Raw genomic sequence first — 15,545 nt, forward strand, 5'->3', positions numbered from 1 at the left:
GGATGAGTTCGCCCGGCGTGGAGAGCGCGGACGCCGTCGTCGTCGGGGCCGGTCACAACGGTCTGGTCGCCGCCAACCTGCTGGCGGACGCCGGCTGGGACGTCCTGGTGCTGGAGGCCACCGCCGCGCCCGGCGGGGCGGTGCGCTCCGCGGAGGTGACCGCCCCCGGCTACCTCAGCGACCTCTACAGCTCCTTCTACCCCCTCGGCTACGCCTCGCCGGTGCTGCGCGGGCTGGGGCTCGACCGGTACGGCCTGCGCTGGCGGCACTCGCCGGACGTGCTGGCGCACCTGCTGCCCGACGGTCGGGCGGCCGTGCTCAACCGCGACCCGGAGGCCACCGCGGCCTCGCTCGAGGCGTTCGCGCCCGGCGACGGCAAGCGCTGGCTGCACGCGTACGACGACTGGCGGCAGGTCGCCGAGCCGATGCTGGACACCATCACCAGGCCGTTCCCGCCGGTGCGCGGCGGCCTGGCCCTGCTGCGCCGGCTGCGGGTCTCCGGCGCGCTGCGGCTGGCCCGGCGGCTGGTGGTGCCGGTCCGCAAGCTCAGTGACGAGCTCTTCGACGGGGAGGGGGGCCGCGCGCTGCTGGCCGGTTGTGCCCTGCACACCGACCTGTCGCCGGAGGAGGCCGGCTCGGGCGTGTACGGCTGGCTGCTCGCCATGCTCGGCCAGCAGGTCGGCTGGCCGGTGCCCGAAGGCGGCGCGCAGAAGATCACCGATGCGCTGGTGGCCCGGCTGACCGCGCACGGCGGCCGCATCCTCTACGGCGCCCGGGTCGATCGGGTGCTGACCGCCCGGGGCCGGGCGATGGGCGTGCGCACCGTCGGTGGCGCCCTGTGGCGGGCCCGCCGGGCCGTGCTGGCCGACGTTCCCGCCCCCGCGCTCTACCTGGACCTGGTCGGTGCGGCGGCGCTGCCGCCCCGGCTGGTGGAGGACCTGGCGCACTTCCGGTGGGACGGCTCGACGCTGAAGGTGGACTGGGCCCTGTCCGCGCCCGTGCCGTGGACCGACCGCGCGGTGGCCACCGCCGGCACCGTGCACCTCGGGGCGGACCTGAACGGGCTGACCGGCTACGCGGCCGCACTGGCCCGCTCGGAGGTCCCGCGCGACCCGTTCCTGCTGGTCGGGCAGATGTCGGTGGCCGACCCCAGCCACTCGCCGCCGGGCACCGAGTCGCTCTGGTCGTACACCCACCTGCCGTTCCGCCGGCACTGGCGGGCCGAGGAGATAACCGACCACGTCGACCGGATGGAGCGGGTGCTGGAGGAGGCCGCGCCCGGTTTCCGCAGCCTGATCGTGGGACGGCACGTGGCCGGGCCGGCCGACCTGGAGGCAGGCGACCCGAACCTGGTCGGCGGGGCGGTCGGCGGCGGCACCTCCGCCGCGTACCAGCAGCTCTTCCTGCGCCCGATTCCCGGCCTCGGCCGCGCGGACACCCCGGTGGACCGGTTGTTCCTGGCGAGTGCGTCGGCGCATCCGGGCGGCGGGGTGCACGGCGCCCCCGGCGCGAACGCCGCCCGCGCCGCCCTGGCCCGCGACCGCGCACTCACCGGTCCGGTGTACGCCGCCACGATCGACGCGGCGCACCGCGCGATCTACCGCTGACCCGACCGCGCCACCCACGCGCGTCCGGCGTCGCCGAGCGCACCCGGGACTCCTGGCCGCACCCGAGGTTTCTGGCCGCACCCGCGGGCCGGGCGGTGGCGCGGCGGTTTCGCGCGCTCGGGCCTACCGAGAGTGACGGCCCGTGCGCCCGCCGGACCACCTCCGATTCGCCTTTGCTCTGCACCCGGATACGCACCGGCAACCGTCGGTAACGACGTGCGGCCGGTGCTTCCCGGACCGCCGTCGGATCAGGGCAGGTCAAGGTGGTGGTGCGTGGGTGGGTGCAGAGCAAAGCGCCAAATCGGCACTCCGGCGGCTCGGGGTCGGCTGTCACGGAGCGTGACGTGACAATCCGTGATGGCGATGGGTGAGTGGATGGCGTGCGGCGGGGTGGATCGGCTGACGCACCGCGCCGCGCCGCACCGCACCGCACCGCGCCGCACCGCACCGAGGCGACGCCGGTCGCCCCGCGTCCCATGCCGTCGGCGCGGGGCGGCTCCGCGCCCGGCGCCCGGCGGCTGGCGCCCGCCGTCCCCGGCGCCTCAGCGTTCGACGTTGCGGTGCTTGGTGCGCAGCTTGAACGGCATCAGCGCGCTCTCGATCTTGGTGGCGGTGGTCATCTTGGACGCGCCGTCGCGCCGCTCCTCGAAGCGGATCGGCACCTCCAGGATGGTGTGCCCCAGCTTGGTGGCCAGGTAGTGCATCTCCACCTGGAAGCTGTAGCCGTTGGACTGCACGCGCTCCAGGCCGATGTCGCGCAGCGCGTCCGCCCGCCAGATCTTGAAGCCGGCGGTGAGGTCGCGGATCCGGACCCGCAGCAGGGTGTGCACGTAGAGGTTGGCCCAGCCGCTGAGCGCCCGCCGGTAGAACGGCCAGTTCTCGTCGAGTTCGCCGCCCGGCACGTACCGGGATCCGATGACCACGCCCGCCTGGGTGGAGAGCAGCGCGCCGAGCATGCCCGGCAGCGCCTCCGGCGGGTGCGACAGGTCGGCGTCCATCTGCGCCACGTACTCCGCGCCGCCGTCCAGCGCGCGCCCGATCCCGTCCACGTACGCCCGGCCGAGGCCCTCCTTGCCGGCGCGGTGCACGACCTCGATCCGGTCGGGATGCTCGATGGCCAACTTGTCCGCCACCTCGCCCGTGCCGTCGGGGGAGTTGTCGTCGGCGACGAGGATCTTCAGGCCCGGCAGCGGCAGGGCCAGGAGCCGCTCGACCAGCACCGGGAGGTTGCCCGCCTCGTTGTAGGTGGGAACCACGACGGTCAGGCGTGCGTCCCGCCAGGGCGCGGGCAGCTGCACGGGTTCGATCATGTCGGACATCCTCGGTCGGCGGACAGGACTCCCTGAGAGCGTAGCCAGTTGCCACATCCGGGTCGAAAAGGCACCCCGTTCCGCCGGTCATCCGCCCCTGGTGGGGGCGAGGACGGGCCTGAGCGGTGGTCCGTGGATCAGCGGAGGCGGCGGCTGAGGGCGGTGACGGTCAGGGCCAGGCCGGCGAGGACGACGGAGACGGAGACGGCCGGCTTGTGCGTACCGACCCAGAGGGCGGCCGAGCGGGTGCGGGCCCGGTCCGTGAAGACGCCCTCCACGCCGCGGTCCCGCTCGTCGTCGCCGGGGCGGTCCAGGTTGTCCCGCCAGGTGGCCGGGTCGACGGGCGTCCCGGTCTGCTGGCTGTCGTAGCCGTCACGGGCGAGCTTCCGGTCGAGCAGGCCGGGCGCCAGGATGTCGCCGAGCCGGGCCCGCCAGGTCGGCCCGCCCACGTTCAGCTCGCGCGGCCCGTGGTCGGCCGCCCAGACGATCGCCTTCGCGGCCACCTCGGGCGCGAAGATCGGGGGCACCGGCTGCGGATGCCGGGGCAGCCGCGTGCGCACCCACGAGAACTGCGGGGTGTTGAGCGCCGGGAGCTGCACCATCGACAGACTCACGCCCGGGCAGTCGTGCAGCAGCTCCGCCCGCAGCGAGTCGTTGAAGCCCTGGATGGCGTGCTTGCTCGCGCAGTACGCCGACTGAAGCGGGATCCCCCGGTAGGCCAGCGCCGAGCCGACCTGCACGATCGCGCCCCGTCCGCGCGCCCGCATGTGGCGCAGCGCCGCGAGGGTGCCGTGCACGGTGCCGAGGTAGTTGACCTCGGTGACCCGGCGGAACTCCGGGGCGGGGATCTCCCAGGCCGGGGCGAAGACCGAGACCATCGCGTTGTTCACCCACACGTCGATCCCGCCGAACCGGTGCGCCACGTCGTCGGCGGCCCGCTGCACCGCGCCGGCGTCGGCCACGTCGACCCGGTAGGCGTGCACCTCGGAGGCGCCCAGTTCCCGGCAGTCCCGCTCGGCGGCGGCCAGGCCGGCCTCGCCCCGGGCGAGCAGCGCGAGCCGGGCGCCGCGCTCGGCGTACCGGCGGGCGACGGCCCGTCCCACGCCGGCACTAGCCCCGGTCACCACCACGGTCTGCGTCATCCGTCCGCCTTCTGCCGCTTGGCGATGTCCGTCAGCCGGGTCAGCGTCTCCCTGTTGCGCTGGTGCAGCACGAGGTCGTTGATCTTGTTGCGTACCCAGTACAGCGGGCCGGCGGCGAAGTCCTCGCCGATGCGCACCCGGGTCGCGCCGTCGCCGACCGGTTCGAGGGTGAAGACCACTTTCGCCTCACCCGCCGGCCAGAGCCCGGCGCGGATCACGAGCCGGCGCGGCGGCTCGCAGGCGAGCACCGTCGAGGAGTCCTGGAGGGAGAGCGGCCAGGGCCCGGCCTTGTGGTGCAGTTGGCTGCCGACCCGGGGCCAGGCGTCGTCCACGTCCCGGACGTGCGCCGTGCCGACGACCCAGTCGCTGTAGGTCCACCCGTCGGCCAGCACCGCCCAGACCTGCTCCGGACGAGCTTCGATCACTTTCTCCACAATCGCCACTGCGTCCCCATACCCTGACGCGGCCCGGCCTAACAGCGCCCGCGGGTTAGCTTCTCCGGGGCGACGGGTAACGCCACCCCGGGCCGGCGTGTCGACGCCGCCGGCGTGGGCGACGCGGCGGCGCGTTGAAGATGACGTTTACTCCCCGGGGCGCCGGGAACCCGCCGGCTGTGCGACAGGACCAGGTGGAGCCGGATCAGCGCAGGTCAGCCCGGGTTTGTGCCGGCGCTGACCGGGCCGCGTCCGGGCCCGTCCTGTTCGACGCGGTGCTGCTGGACCGGGACGGCACGTTGGTGGAGGACGTGCCGTACAACGGTGACCCGGAGAAGGTGCGGCCGATGCCGGGGGCGCGGGCGGCGCTGGACCGGTTGCGGGCCGCCGGCCTGAAGCTGGCGGTGGTGACGAACCAGTCGGGCCTGGCACGGGGCTGTTTCGGCGAAGCGCAGATGCGGGCGGTGCACGCCCGGGTCGAGGAACTGCTGGGACGGTTCGACGCGTGGTTGGTGTGCCCGCACGACGACGGTGACGGGTGCGGGTGCCGCAAGCCGGCGCCGGGGCTGGTGCACGCCGCGGCCCGGGAGTTGGGCACGGTGCCGTCGCGCTGTGTGCTGGTGGGTGACATCGGCCGGGACATGACGGCGGCGTTGGCGGCGGGGGCGGCAGGGATCCTCGTGCCCACGCCGGTGACCCGCCCCCAGGAGGTGGCTGCCGCCCCGCAGGTCGCGGCGGACCTGCCGGCGGCGGTGGCGGAGATCCTGCGCCGCCAGGCGGCCCTCGACCCGGCCACCTACCGCCAGCCGGCCGTCGACCCGGCCATCCCCGGCCGGGCCGGCACCCGACCTGCCCGGCGGACCGGGGCCGGCACCGTTCCGCCGGTCGGCCGGCGGGAGCGGGGCGGGACGGTGCTGGTGGTGCGGTCGGACTCCGCGGGGGACGTACTGGTCACCGGCCCCGGCATCCGCGCCGTCGCCGCCACCGCCGGCCGGGTGGTGATGCTGTGCGGGCCCCGGGGGCGGGCCGCCGCGGAACTGCTGCCCGGCGTCGACGAGATCGTCGAACACCCGCTGCCCTGGATCGACCCCACCCCGGAGCCGGTCGACCCGGCCGACATGGCGACGTTGACGGATCGGCTGGCCGCCGTCGGCGCCGACGAGGCGGTCATCTTCACCAGCTTCCACCAGTCCGCCCTGCCCCTGGCCCTGCTGCTCCGGCTGGCCGGGGTCGGCCGGATCAGCGCGATCAGCGACGACTACCCCGGCGCTCTGCTCGACGTGCGCCACCGCGTGCCGGCCGGCGTACCCGAACCCGAGCGCGCCCTCTCCCTCGCCGCCGCCGCCGGCTACACCCTCGCCCACCACGACGAACCGGCCCTGCGCCTGCGCCCGGCGCCGGAGCCCCCGCCCGAGGCCGGCGAGCCGGGCTACGTGGTGCTGCACCCCGGCTCGGCGGCGCAGGCCCGGGGCTGCCCGCCGGAGCTGGCCGCCCGGATCGTCCGCACCCTGACCGGCGCCGGCTACCGGGTGGTGGTCACCGGCGGCCCCGGCGAGCGGGAGCTGACCGCCCAGGTGGCCGGCGACGACGCCGTCGACCTCGGCGGGCGGACCGGGCTCGCCGAGCTGGCCGCCACCGTCGCCCGGGCCGGCGCGGTGGTGGTGGGCAACACCGGGCCCGCCCACCTCGCCGCCGCCCACGGCGTCCCGGTGGTCAGCCTCTTCGCTCCGACCGTCCCGTTCGGGCAGTGGGGGCCGTGGCGGGTGCCGACCGTACGGCTCGGCGACGCCGAGGCCCCCTGCCGGGGCACCCGGGCCGCCCGGTGTCCCGTGCCCGGGCATCCCTGCCTCAGCGGCGTCGGGGCCGGGCAGGTGCTCGACGCGCTGCGGCTGCTCGGGGTGGCCCCGGCGGGCCTGCCGGCGCCCGACGGGGGCGGCGCGGGAGACCGCGTGCCGGCGGCGGCCAGCACCGGCGGGAGCGGCCGATGAACGTCCTGCTGTGGCACGTGCACGGCTCCTGGACCACCTCGTTCGTGCACGGCAAGCACCGCTACCTCGTGCCGGTCACGCCCGACCGGGGCCCCTACGGCCTCGGCCGCGCCCGCACCTATCCCTGGCCGGACACGGCGGTCGAGGTCACCCCCGACCACCTGCGCACCGCCGACGTGGACCTCGTCGTCCTCCAACGCCCCGAGGAACTCGACCTCGCCACCGAGTGGCTCGGCCGCCGCCCCGGCCGGGACATCCCCGCCGTCTACGTCGAACACAACACCCCCAAGGACGGCGACGTCCCCCACAGCCGCCACCCCATGGCCGACCGGGACGACCTGCTCATCGCCCACGTCACCGCATTCAACGAGCTGTTCTGGGACACCGGCGCCACCCGCACCACCGTGGTCGACCACGGCATCGTCCCGCCCACCGCCGAGTACACCGGCGAGCTGGAGCGGTTGGCGGTGGTGATCAACGAGCCGGTACGCCGCGGGCGGGTCACCGGCACCGACCTGCTGCCCCGGTTCGCCGAGATCGCCCCGCTGGACGTCTTCGGGATGAGGGTCGCCGGGCTGGCCGACCACCTGGGCCTGCCGGCCGACCGGCTGGCCAGCCACGACGACGTGCCCCAGCACCGGATGCACGCCGAGCTGGGGCGGCGGCGGGCGTACCTGCACCTGTGCCGGTGGACGTCCCTCGGGCTGAGCCTGATCGAGGCGATGTCGATCGGGATGCCGGTCGTCGCGCTGGCCGCCACCGAGGCGGTGACGGCGGTGCCGCCCGGCGCCGGAGCCCTGTCCACCCGGGTCGACACGCTGCTGGACGCCGCCCGCCGGTTCGTCGAGGAGCCGGCGGAGGCGCGCCGGGCGGGGGCCGTGGCCCGCGCCGCCGCCCGGGAGCGCTACGGCCTCGACCGTTTCCTCGCCGACTGGGACCGGCTGCTGGAGGAGGAAGTATGCGCATCGCGATGATCTCGGAGCACGCCAGCCCGCTCGCCATTTTGGGCGGCGAGGACGCCGGCGGTCAGAACACGCATGTCGCCGAGCTCTCCGCCGCGCTCGCGGCCGCCGGACACGACGTGCGGGTCTACACGCGCCGCGACGCGGTGGACCTGCCCGTGACCGTACGCAGCGCCGACGGCTACGACGTCGTGCACGTCCCGGCGGGGCCGGCCGAGCCGGTCGCCAAGGACGCGCTGCTGCCGCACATGAAGGAGTTCAGCCGGTGGCTGGTCGACCGGTGGCGGGGCGGGGACTGGATGCCCGAGGTGATCCACGCGCACTTCTGGATGAGCGGCCTCGCCGCGCTGGCCGCCAGCCGGCAGACCGGGGTGCCGGTGGTGCAGACGTACCACGCCCTGGGCGTGGTGAAGCGCCGGCACCAGGGCGTGCAGGACACCAGCCCCGCCCGCCGCATCGGCTACGAGCGCGAGCTGGGCCGCTCGGTCGACCGGGTGATCGCGCAGTGCCAGGACGAGGTGGGCGAGCTGGTCCGGATGGGCGTGCCCCGGTCCCGGATGACGGTCGTCCCGTCCGGGGTCAACCTGGGCACGTTCGCCCCGCTCGGCCCGACCGCCGACAAGGAGGACGGCCGGCCGCGGATCCTCACCGTCGGTCGGCTGGTCGAGCGGAAGGGCTTCCAGACGGTGGTCCGGGCGATGGCGTACGTCCCCGGGGCCGAGTGCGTGGTGGTCGGCGGGCCGCCCGCCGGCCTGCTGGAGACCGACCCGTACGCCCGCCGGCTGCGCGCCCTCGCCGGCACCTGCGGGGTGGCCGACCGGGTGAAGCTGGTCGGCGCGGTGCCGAGGGAGGAGATGGGGCGCTGGTACCGCTCGGCGGACGTCCTGGTGGCCGCCCCCTGGTACGAGCCGTTCGGGCTCACCCCGCTGGAGGCGATGGCGTGCGGGGTGCCCGTGGTGGGCACCGCCGTGGGCGGCATCAAGGACACCGTGGTCGAGGGCGTCACCGGCGACCTCGTCCCGGCCCGGGACCCGCGCGCGCTGGGCACCGCGATCCAGCGGCTGCTCGACGACCGGATCCGCCGCTTCGCGTACGCGGCCGCGGCGCGGGAACGGGCCCGGCGGAGGTACTCGTGGGCGGCCACCGCCGAGCGGCTGGTCGAGGTCTACGGCGACGTGGCGGCGGTGCGCCGGCCCACCCGGGTGGTGGCCTGATGGCGGCGGCCCCGACGCCGCTCGACGCGCACCTCGCGAACCTGGCCGCGGCGCTGCTGCCGTTCCGGCAGTACGAGGAGCTGCTGGCCGGGTGGGGGGAGACCCTGGCGCGTCGGCTGGTCGACGGCGGCCGGCTGCTGGTGGCCGGCAACGGTGGCAGTGCCGCCGAGGCCCAACACCTCACCGCCGAACTCGTCGGCAAACTCCGTGACGACCGCCGACCGCTGTCCGCCATCGCCCTGCACGCCGAGACCTCCGCCCTCACCGCCATCGGCAACGACTACGGCTACGACGAGGTCTTCGCCCGTCAGGTGCGCGCCCACGGCCGCGCGGACGACATCCTCCTGCTGCTGTCGACCAGCGGCACCAGCACCAACCTCCTCGCCGCCGCCCAGGCCGGCCGCGACACCGGCCTGCGCTGCTGGGCCCTCACCGGGCCCGCCCCCAACCCCCTCGCCGACCTCTGCCACGACACCCTCGCCGTCCCCTCACCCGACAGCCAGGTCGTCCAGGAACTCCACCTCGTCACCAGCCACCTGCTCTGCGAGTACGTGGAGCAGGCGCTGCCGACGGCGCTCGCCGGGCCGGGGGCGCCCGTGCGGACCGGGGTCGAGGTGGTGCTCGACGGTGGGGCAGGTCAGCAGGTCGACGCGTGATGAGGAGGGAAGCGTGACGGGACCCGTGGTGGTGGTCGGCGACACCCTGCTGGACCGCGACGTCGAGGGGGTGGTGAACCGGCTCTGTCCGGACTCGCCGGTGCCGGTGCTGGACGAGACCGTCCACGTCGACCGGCCCGGCGGTGCCGGACTGGCGGCGGTCTTCGCCGCCGCTCAGGGCGCGGAGGTGGTGCTGGTGACCGCGTTGGCGGACGACGCCGGCGGGGCCCGGCTGAGTTCGCTGCTCGACGCCGCCGGGGTGCAGGTGTACGCCCTCGGCCTGCGCGGCGGCACACCGGAGAAGATCCGGCTGCGCGCCCGGGGCCGGGTGCTGCTGCGCCACGACCGGGGCGGCGCCGCCGGCACGCCGGGTGAACCCTCCGACGCGGTGCTGCGGGTGATCGCCCGGGCCTCCGCCGTGCTGGTCAGCGACTACGGCCGGGGGGTGGCCCGGCAGCCCGCGCTGCGGGCGGCCCTCGCCGAGACCCGGGCGCCGGTGGTCTGGGACCCCCACCCGCGGGGACCGGCGGCGGTGCCGGGGGTGCACCTGGCCACCCCGAACGAGTCCGAGGTGCGGGAACTGGTCAAGTCCCCGCCCGGCGCGACCCGGCTGGCGACCGCGTCCCGGGACGCGCAGGGGCTGCGGCAGCGCTGGCGGGCCGGCGCGGTCGCGGTGACCCTGGGCGGGGACGGCGCGCTGCTCTGCCACGCCGGCTCGACCCCGCTGGTGGTCTCCGCACCGACCACCGCCGAGGGGGACACCTGCGGCGCCGGCGACCGGTTCGCCGCCACCGCCAGCCTCGCCCTCGCGCGGGGCGCGCTGGTCTCCGAGGCGGTGCAGGAGGCGGTCGCGGAGGCGTCGGCGTACGTGGCGGGCGGGGGAGTGGCGACGGCGCTGCCGCCGGCGCGTCCGCTGCCGCCGGCGGTGTCCAGCCCCGGCGGGGAGCGGGTCGGCGTGGCCGCGGCCGCCGCCGTGGTGTCGGCGGTACGCGCGGCCGGCGGCACGGTGGTCGCCACCGGCGGCTGCTTCGACCTGCTGCACGCCGGGCACGTGGCGACGTTGCAGGCCGCCCGGCAACTCGGCGACTGCCTGGTCGTCTGCGTCAACTCCGACGCCAGCGTGTCCGGGCTGAAGGGCCCCGACCGGCCGGTGATCCCGCAGGGCGACCGGGCCCGGTTGCTCGCGGCGCTGAGCTGCGTCGACGCGGTGATGATCTTCGACGAGTCCACCCCACACGCGGCGCTGTCCTGGCTGCGGCCGGACGTCTGGGTCAAGGGCGGCGACTACGCCGGCGACGGCGGCGAGCCCGCCCTGCCGGAGGCGGACGTGCTGCGCCGCTGGGGCGGGCACACCGTGGTGGTGCCGTACCTGGACGGCCGCTCCACCACCGGGCTGATCGCCGCGGCCCGGTCGGCCGGCCCCGCCGCCGCTCCGGCCGACGCGCCGCCGCTCACCGACACCGTGCCGCCGACCTGTCCGCCGCCCGGCCCCGGGTCCGGGGGCGCGTCGGCGCAGCGGCCGAGCACGGCGGAGGGCACCCGGTGAGCGGCACACCGCCCGGGGTCGGGCAGACGGTGCTGGTCACCGGCGGGTCGAGTGGCCTGGGCGCCGCCGTGGTCGCGGCGGTGGCCCGGGCCGGCGGCCGGCCCGTGGTGCTGGACCGGCACGCGCCGGCGGACGGGGTGCCGTGGGTGGAGTGCGACCTGGCCGACACCCGGGCCGCCGAGGCCGCCACCCGGCAGCTCGCCGAGCGCTCCGGCGGGCTGGACGCGGTGGTCACCGCGGCAGGGGTGGACGTGCCGGGCCGGCTGGCCGATCTCCCCGGCGAGACCTGGGACCGCGTCGTGACCGTGGACCTGCTCGCCACGGCGGCCGTCGTCCGGGCCGCCCTGCCGTTCCTGGAGAGCTCCCGGGGCAGCATCGTCACGGTCGCCTCGACGTTGGGGGTGAAGGCGGTCAGCGACGCCACCGCCTACTGCGCGGCCAAGTTCGGGGTCGTCGGCTTCACCCGCGCCCTCGCCGCCGAACTCGCCGGCACCGTCAACGTCACCCTGCTCATCCCCGGCGGCATGCGCACCGCCTTCTTCGACGACCGCGACCCCCAGTACCGGCCGGGCCCCGACGCCAACCTCAACGACCCCGCCGACACCGCCGCCGCCGTCATGTTCGCCCTCACCCAGCCCCCCGGCTGCGCCGTCCGCGAGATGGTCGTCTGCGCCGAACAGGAAACCTCCTACCCGTGATCCTCGCCCTGCGCGCCCTCGGCGTCGGCGACCTCGCCACCGCCGTCCCCGCCCTGCGCGCCCTGCGCACCGCCCACCCCGACGAGGAACTCGCCCTCGCCGCGCCCGCCTGGCTGGCCCCGCTGGTCGACCTCGTCGGCGGCGTCGACCGGCTGGTGCCCACCGACGGCCTCGGCCGCCTCGACCCCGCCGTGCGAAGGCCCCGCCTCGCCGTCAACCTGCACGGCCGCGGCCCCGAGTCCCACCGCGTGCTCGCCGAGACCCGGCCGGGCCGGCTGCTCGCCTTCGCCAACCCCGCCGCCGGCCACCACGACGGCCCCGACTGGGCCGACGACGAGCACGAGGTGCACCGCTGGTGCCGGCTGTTGCGCTGGTACGGGACGGCGGCGGACCCGGCCGACCTCGGGCTGCGCCGGCCGCCGGCGGGGGACGCCCCGACCGGGGCCACCGTGCTGCACCCCGGCACCAAGGTCCCGGCCAAGCGCTGGCCGGCGGAGCGGTTCGCCGCGCTCGCCCGGGAGCTGACCCGCCGGGGGCACCGGGTGGTGCTGACCGGCAGCGCCGACGAGCGGGCGCTCGCCGAGCGGGTCGCGTACGACGCGGGGTTGCCCGGCGCGGCGGTGCTGGCCGGCCGGACGGGCCTGGCCGGGCTGGCGGCCCTGGTCGCGTACGCGCGGCTGGTGGTCTGCGGGGACACCGGCGTGGCGCACCTGGCCACCGGCTACGGCACCGCCTCCGTGGTGCTCTTCGGCCCGGTCCCGCCGGCACGGTGGGGGCCGCCACCGGACCGCCCCCGGCACCGGGTGCTGTGGGCCGGCGCACGGGATTGGCCGAGGTGGGACGGGGTAGGAACGCATCCGACGTTGGCGGCCGTGGGTGTCGACGAGGTGGTGGCCGCCGTGGACGAGGCGGAACAGGCGGTGCGGGTTTCCGGTGCGGTTGCGGCGTAGTGATCCGGGCAGGCCGGGGTACGGGCGTCGCCGGCGCGGCAAGGGGTGGCTCTTCCTCGACCCGGCCGGCGAGCCGGTCCGCGACCCGGACGCGCTGGGCCGGCTGCGGGAGCTGGTGATCCCGCCGGCCTGGCGGGACGTGTGGATCTGCCCGCACCCGAACGGACACATCCAGGCCACCGGCGTGGACGCGGCGGGACGCAAGCAGTACCTCTACCACCCGACGTGGCGGCAGAAGCGGGACGAGGCGAAGTTCGACCACGTGCTGGAGGTGGCCCGCCGGCTGCCGGTGCTGCGCGAGCGGGTCGGGCAGGACCTCTCCGGCCGGGGGCTGAACCGCGACCGGGTGCTGGCGACGGTCACCCGGCTGCTGGACATGGGCATGTTCCGGGTCGGCAGCGACCAGTACGCGGCCGGCGACGACCCGACCTTCGGGGTGTCGACCCTGCGACCGGAGCACGCCCGGTCCCGGGGCGGCTGCGTGGTGTTCGAGTTTCCCGCCAAGGGCGGCATCGCGCAGGTGCGCCGGATCGAGGACCCGGAGCTGTGCCGGGTGCTGACCAACCTGCGGCGCCGGCGGCGGGCGGCCGACCGGCTGTTCGGCTACTGGGACGGCCGGGACTGGCGCGACGTGCGCAGCGACGAGGTCAACGAGTACCTGCGTGACGCCAGCGGCGGGGAGATGACCGCGAAGGACTTCCGGACCTGGCACGCCACCGTGCTGGCCGCCACCGCGCTGGCGACGGCGGGGGCGCAGCGTTCGGTCACCGCCCGGAGGAGGGCGGTCGCGGGGGTGATGCGGAACGTCGCGGAGCTGCTCGGCAACACCCCGACCGTGGCACGTACGTCCTACGTCGACCCGCGTGTGGTCGACCTCTACCACGACGGTGTGGTGGCCCCGGTCGACGGGCGGACGCCCCGGGAGAGGGCCGAGCAGATCGTCCTGGAACTGCTGGAGGAGGCCTGACCGGCCCCGCCGTCGGTCCTGGGGGAGTGGGCGACGGGGCCGGGGTCCAGGACAAGTCCGGGTGGTCACCGGGCGGCCGCCCGCCGCCTCCATGGACGGCGGGCGCCTCGCCACGGCCCCCGTTGGCGCCCGATCCCGCTGTCGCCATCGGCGGAGGGGATCGGCCGCCTCGGATGTCAGTCTGCCCCGACCGGGTTGACCGTGGACGCCGTCGAGTTGACTTTCCGTGCCGGCTCCGGCTGACTGACGCGCCAGGATTGCGGCGTCATGCCGTGGGCCGCCCGGAAGACCCGGCTGAAGTGCGCCTTGTCGGGGAAACCCCAGCGTGCCGCGATCGCCTGGATCGGATGGTTGCGCAGGCCCGGGTCGGCCAGGTCGTGCCGGCACCGCGCCAGTCGCAGGTCCCGGATGTACGACGCGACCGTCGACTCCTCGGCCTCGAAGAGCCGGTGCAGGCTGCGCAGTGAGATGTGGTGGGCGTCCGCCACCACCTGGGGGCTCAGCGTCGCGTCGCCCAGGTGCCGTTGGATGTAGCCCTGGACCTGGGTGACCAGCGCGCGCCGGCGTACCTCGGTGGGCACGGCGTCCTCGGCCACCAGGTGCCGACCGAGCATGGTGGACGCGAGGTCCAGCGCGACGGTGCCGAGCCGGGCGGCGTCGGCGGCATGGTACTGCTCGGGATGGTTGGCGACCTGGACGAGGAACTGCGCCAGCAGCGCGCCGATCCCCTCGGTGCCCGACATCCGGCCGCCGAGCAGGGGCGCCAGCCGGTCCGGCGGCAGCGGCAGCGCGCCGTGCGGGATGAGCGCCACCACCGACCGGGCCGCCTCCTGACCCTGGTCGTCGCCGAGGTGCCGGACGCCGTGCGGACGCGAGGCGTGGTAGAAGGTGAACTCGTCGGGCCCCAGCATGCTGCTCCGGCCGGCCTGGCTGACCACGCCGTCGCCGTTGACGGTCAGCGCCAGCATGTAGACCTCTGGATCCGACTGGCGCACCAGCTTCGGCGTCCGGACGCAGTCCAGCGACGGGTACCGGTAGTTGACCACCTGGATCGGGCCGAGCTCGATGATCTCGGCTCGGGCGGCGAAGTCGTGCGCGTGCTCCGTCCGGATCCGCAGCGGCGTCGCCGTACGGGCCACCATGTCGAGCCACATCCCGAAGCGGTCGGCTGCCGGAACCTGTTCCGTGTCGATGGTGGTCCGCCGCAGCATCCCCGCTCCCCGTCCCGTGCTCTCCGTCCGGTGGCCATTGTGGGCGACGCGGCCGGCGGCGGCCAGGGAGGGTTGAGGCTCAGTCCGCCGCCGAGCGGCTGCGGACCAGCACCTCGACGCCGTCGAGCACCCGGTCGAGGCCGAACTGCCACTCCGCGTCGAACTCCTCCGCGTCGTCGTCGGCGGCGACGCCGTCGGCCAGCAGCGCGCGGATCGCCGGGTACGGGCCGTGCCGGGTCAGCCGGGCGAGCTGCTGCCAGTAGCGTGCGCCGGCCTCCTCCGGGCTGATCCTGGTCCGCGCCGCCGCCTCGGTGATGTCCGCCGTCAGGGTGGCCCAGTGCCGGGCGTACCCGCTGACCAGCAGGATCGTCGAGATGCGCTCGGCGGCGCGCAGGCCGGTGCCGCGCAGGGTGTCCAGCCCCTGTTCCATCCAGCGCACCTGGTTGGGGCCCATCGGCGGGCCGCCGACCGGGACGTGCCGGGTCCACGGGTGACGGTGGATCACTGTCGCGTTGCCCAGCGCCCAGCGGGCCAGCGCCGGCCGCCACCCCTCGTCCGCGCCGCGCGGCGGCGGCGGATCGCCGTACGCGGCGTCGGCCATCAGCTCCAGCAGGTCGCTCTTGGCGGAGACGTAACGGTAGAGCGACATGGTGCCGACGCCCAGCTCGCCGGCGACGCGGCTCATCGACACCGCCGGCAGTCCCTCGGCTTCGGCCACCCGGATGCCGGCGGCCACCACCTGCTCCAGGCTGAGGCTGCGCTTGGGGCCCTTCCCAGGGCGTTCGCGCAGGCCCCAGGCGATCTCCACGCTCTCGGGCAGCTCGACGTCGGCGTCGCTCACCCTCACCTCCCGATCCGCT

The 15,545-nt window shown here is 76.0% G+C and carries 14 protein-coding genes; 9 read left to right on the forward strand and 5 right to left on the reverse strand.

Annotated features, from left to right (window positions below):
- The first annotated feature begins 2 nt into the window (after positions 1 to 2).
- Positions 3 to 1,607: an NAD(P)/FAD-dependent oxidoreductase gene (locus ABZ793_RS05150; protein WP_357452122.1), complete on the forward strand. Its 1,605-nt coding sequence runs from the start codon at positions 3 to 5 to the stop codon at positions 1,605 to 1,607.
- A gap of 542 nt (positions 1,608 to 2,149) precedes the next feature.
- Here ABZ793_RS05150 and ABZ793_RS05155 read toward each other — a convergent pair.
- The 3 genes from ABZ793_RS05155 to ABZ793_RS05165 form a co-directional block, all read right to left on the reverse strand.
- Positions 2,150 to 2,917 (reverse strand): polyprenol monophosphomannose synthase, encoded by a 768-nt coding sequence (locus ABZ793_RS05155; RefSeq protein ID WP_357452125.1) that lies wholly within the window; start codon positions 2,915 to 2,917, stop codon positions 2,150 to 2,152.
- A gap of 137 nt (positions 2,918 to 3,054) precedes the next feature.
- The gene (locus tag ABZ793_RS05160; protein WP_357452128.1) at positions 3,055 to 4,059 is read right to left on the reverse strand and encodes an SDR family oxidoreductase; all 1,005 of its coding nucleotides are present in this window, start codon (positions 4,057 to 4,059) and stop codon (positions 3,055 to 3,057) included.
- Complete coding sequence (locus ABZ793_RS05165; RefSeq protein ID WP_357452131.1) at positions 4,056 to 4,484, reverse strand: SRPBCC family protein; 429 nt, start codon at positions 4,482 to 4,484, stop codon at positions 4,056 to 4,058. The genes ABZ793_RS05160 and ABZ793_RS05165 overlap by 4 nt, the downstream gene beginning before the upstream one ends.
- A gap of 284 nt (positions 4,485 to 4,768) precedes the next feature.
- On the opposite strand from ABZ793_RS05165, the gene ABZ793_RS05170 reads away from it, so the two are divergent.
- The 8 genes from ABZ793_RS05170 to ABZ793_RS05205 are packed head-to-tail and all read left to right on the forward strand — an operon-like array spanning position 4,769 to position 13,474.
- Positions 4,769 to 6,481 carry an HAD-IIIA family hydrolase gene (locus tag ABZ793_RS05170; protein WP_357452340.1) on the forward strand — a complete coding sequence of 571 codons (1,713 nt, stop codon included), beginning with the start codon at positions 4,769 to 4,771 and terminating at the stop codon, positions 6,479 to 6,481.
- A complete protein-coding gene (locus tag ABZ793_RS05175) occupies positions 6,478 to 7,455 on the forward strand; it encodes a glycosyltransferase (RefSeq protein WP_357452134.1) in 978 nt (325 codons plus the stop codon). Before ABZ793_RS05170 ends, ABZ793_RS05175 begins: the two co-directional genes overlap by 4 nt.
- Positions 7,440 to 8,657 carry a glycosyltransferase gene (locus ABZ793_RS05180; RefSeq protein ID WP_350706308.1) on the forward strand — a complete coding sequence of 406 codons (1,218 nt, stop codon included), beginning with the start codon at positions 7,440 to 7,442 and terminating at the stop codon, positions 8,655 to 8,657. The genes ABZ793_RS05175 and ABZ793_RS05180 overlap by 16 nt, the downstream gene beginning before the upstream one ends.
- Positions 8,657 to 9,313, forward strand: a complete 657-nt coding sequence (locus ABZ793_RS05185; protein ID WP_350706306.1) for an SIS domain-containing protein — start codon at positions 8,657 to 8,659, stop codon at positions 9,311 to 9,313. Before ABZ793_RS05180 ends, ABZ793_RS05185 begins: the two co-directional genes overlap by 1 nt.
- A 13-nt stretch (positions 9,314 to 9,326) precedes the next feature.
- Positions 9,327 to 10,859 (forward strand): PfkB family carbohydrate kinase, encoded by a 1,533-nt coding sequence (locus ABZ793_RS05190; protein ID WP_357452139.1) that lies wholly within the window; start codon positions 9,327 to 9,329, stop codon positions 10,857 to 10,859.
- Positions 10,856 to 11,557, forward strand: a complete 702-nt coding sequence (locus ABZ793_RS05195; protein WP_357452142.1) for an SDR family oxidoreductase — start codon at positions 10,856 to 10,858, stop codon at positions 11,555 to 11,557. Before ABZ793_RS05190 ends, ABZ793_RS05195 begins: the two co-directional genes overlap by 4 nt.
- On the forward strand, positions 11,554 to 12,507 hold the full coding sequence (locus tag ABZ793_RS05200; protein WP_357452146.1) for a glycosyltransferase family 9 protein: 954 nt from the start codon (positions 11,554 to 11,556) through the stop codon (positions 12,505 to 12,507). The genes ABZ793_RS05195 and ABZ793_RS05200 overlap by 4 nt, the downstream gene beginning before the upstream one ends.
- Positions 12,491 to 13,474: a DNA topoisomerase IB gene (locus ABZ793_RS05205; RefSeq protein WP_357452149.1), complete on the forward strand. Its 984-nt coding sequence runs from the start codon at positions 12,491 to 12,493 to the stop codon at positions 13,472 to 13,474. The genes ABZ793_RS05200 and ABZ793_RS05205 overlap by 17 nt, the downstream gene beginning before the upstream one ends.
- A 176-nt stretch (positions 13,475 to 13,650) precedes the next feature.
- Here the strand turns inward: ABZ793_RS05205 and ABZ793_RS05210 are convergent, their stop codons facing one another.
- Together ABZ793_RS05210 and ABZ793_RS05215 are read right to left on the reverse strand one after the other, a co-directional pair.
- Positions 13,651 to 14,685 carry a helix-turn-helix domain-containing protein gene (locus tag ABZ793_RS05210; RefSeq protein WP_357452152.1) on the reverse strand — a complete coding sequence of 345 codons (1,035 nt, stop codon included), beginning with the start codon at positions 14,683 to 14,685 and terminating at the stop codon, positions 13,651 to 13,653.
- A gap of 79 nt (positions 14,686 to 14,764) precedes the next feature.
- The gene (locus ABZ793_RS05215; RefSeq protein ID WP_357452155.1) at positions 14,765 to 15,526 is read right to left on the reverse strand and encodes a TetR/AcrR family transcriptional regulator; all 762 of its coding nucleotides are present in this window, start codon (positions 15,524 to 15,526) and stop codon (positions 14,765 to 14,767) included.
- Positions 15,527 to 15,545: the final 19 nt, after the last annotated feature.

The organism is Micromonospora sp. NPDC047465 (assembly GCF_040643125.1).
Lineage (GTDB): Bacteria > Actinomycetota > Actinomycetes > Mycobacteriales > Micromonosporaceae > Micromonospora.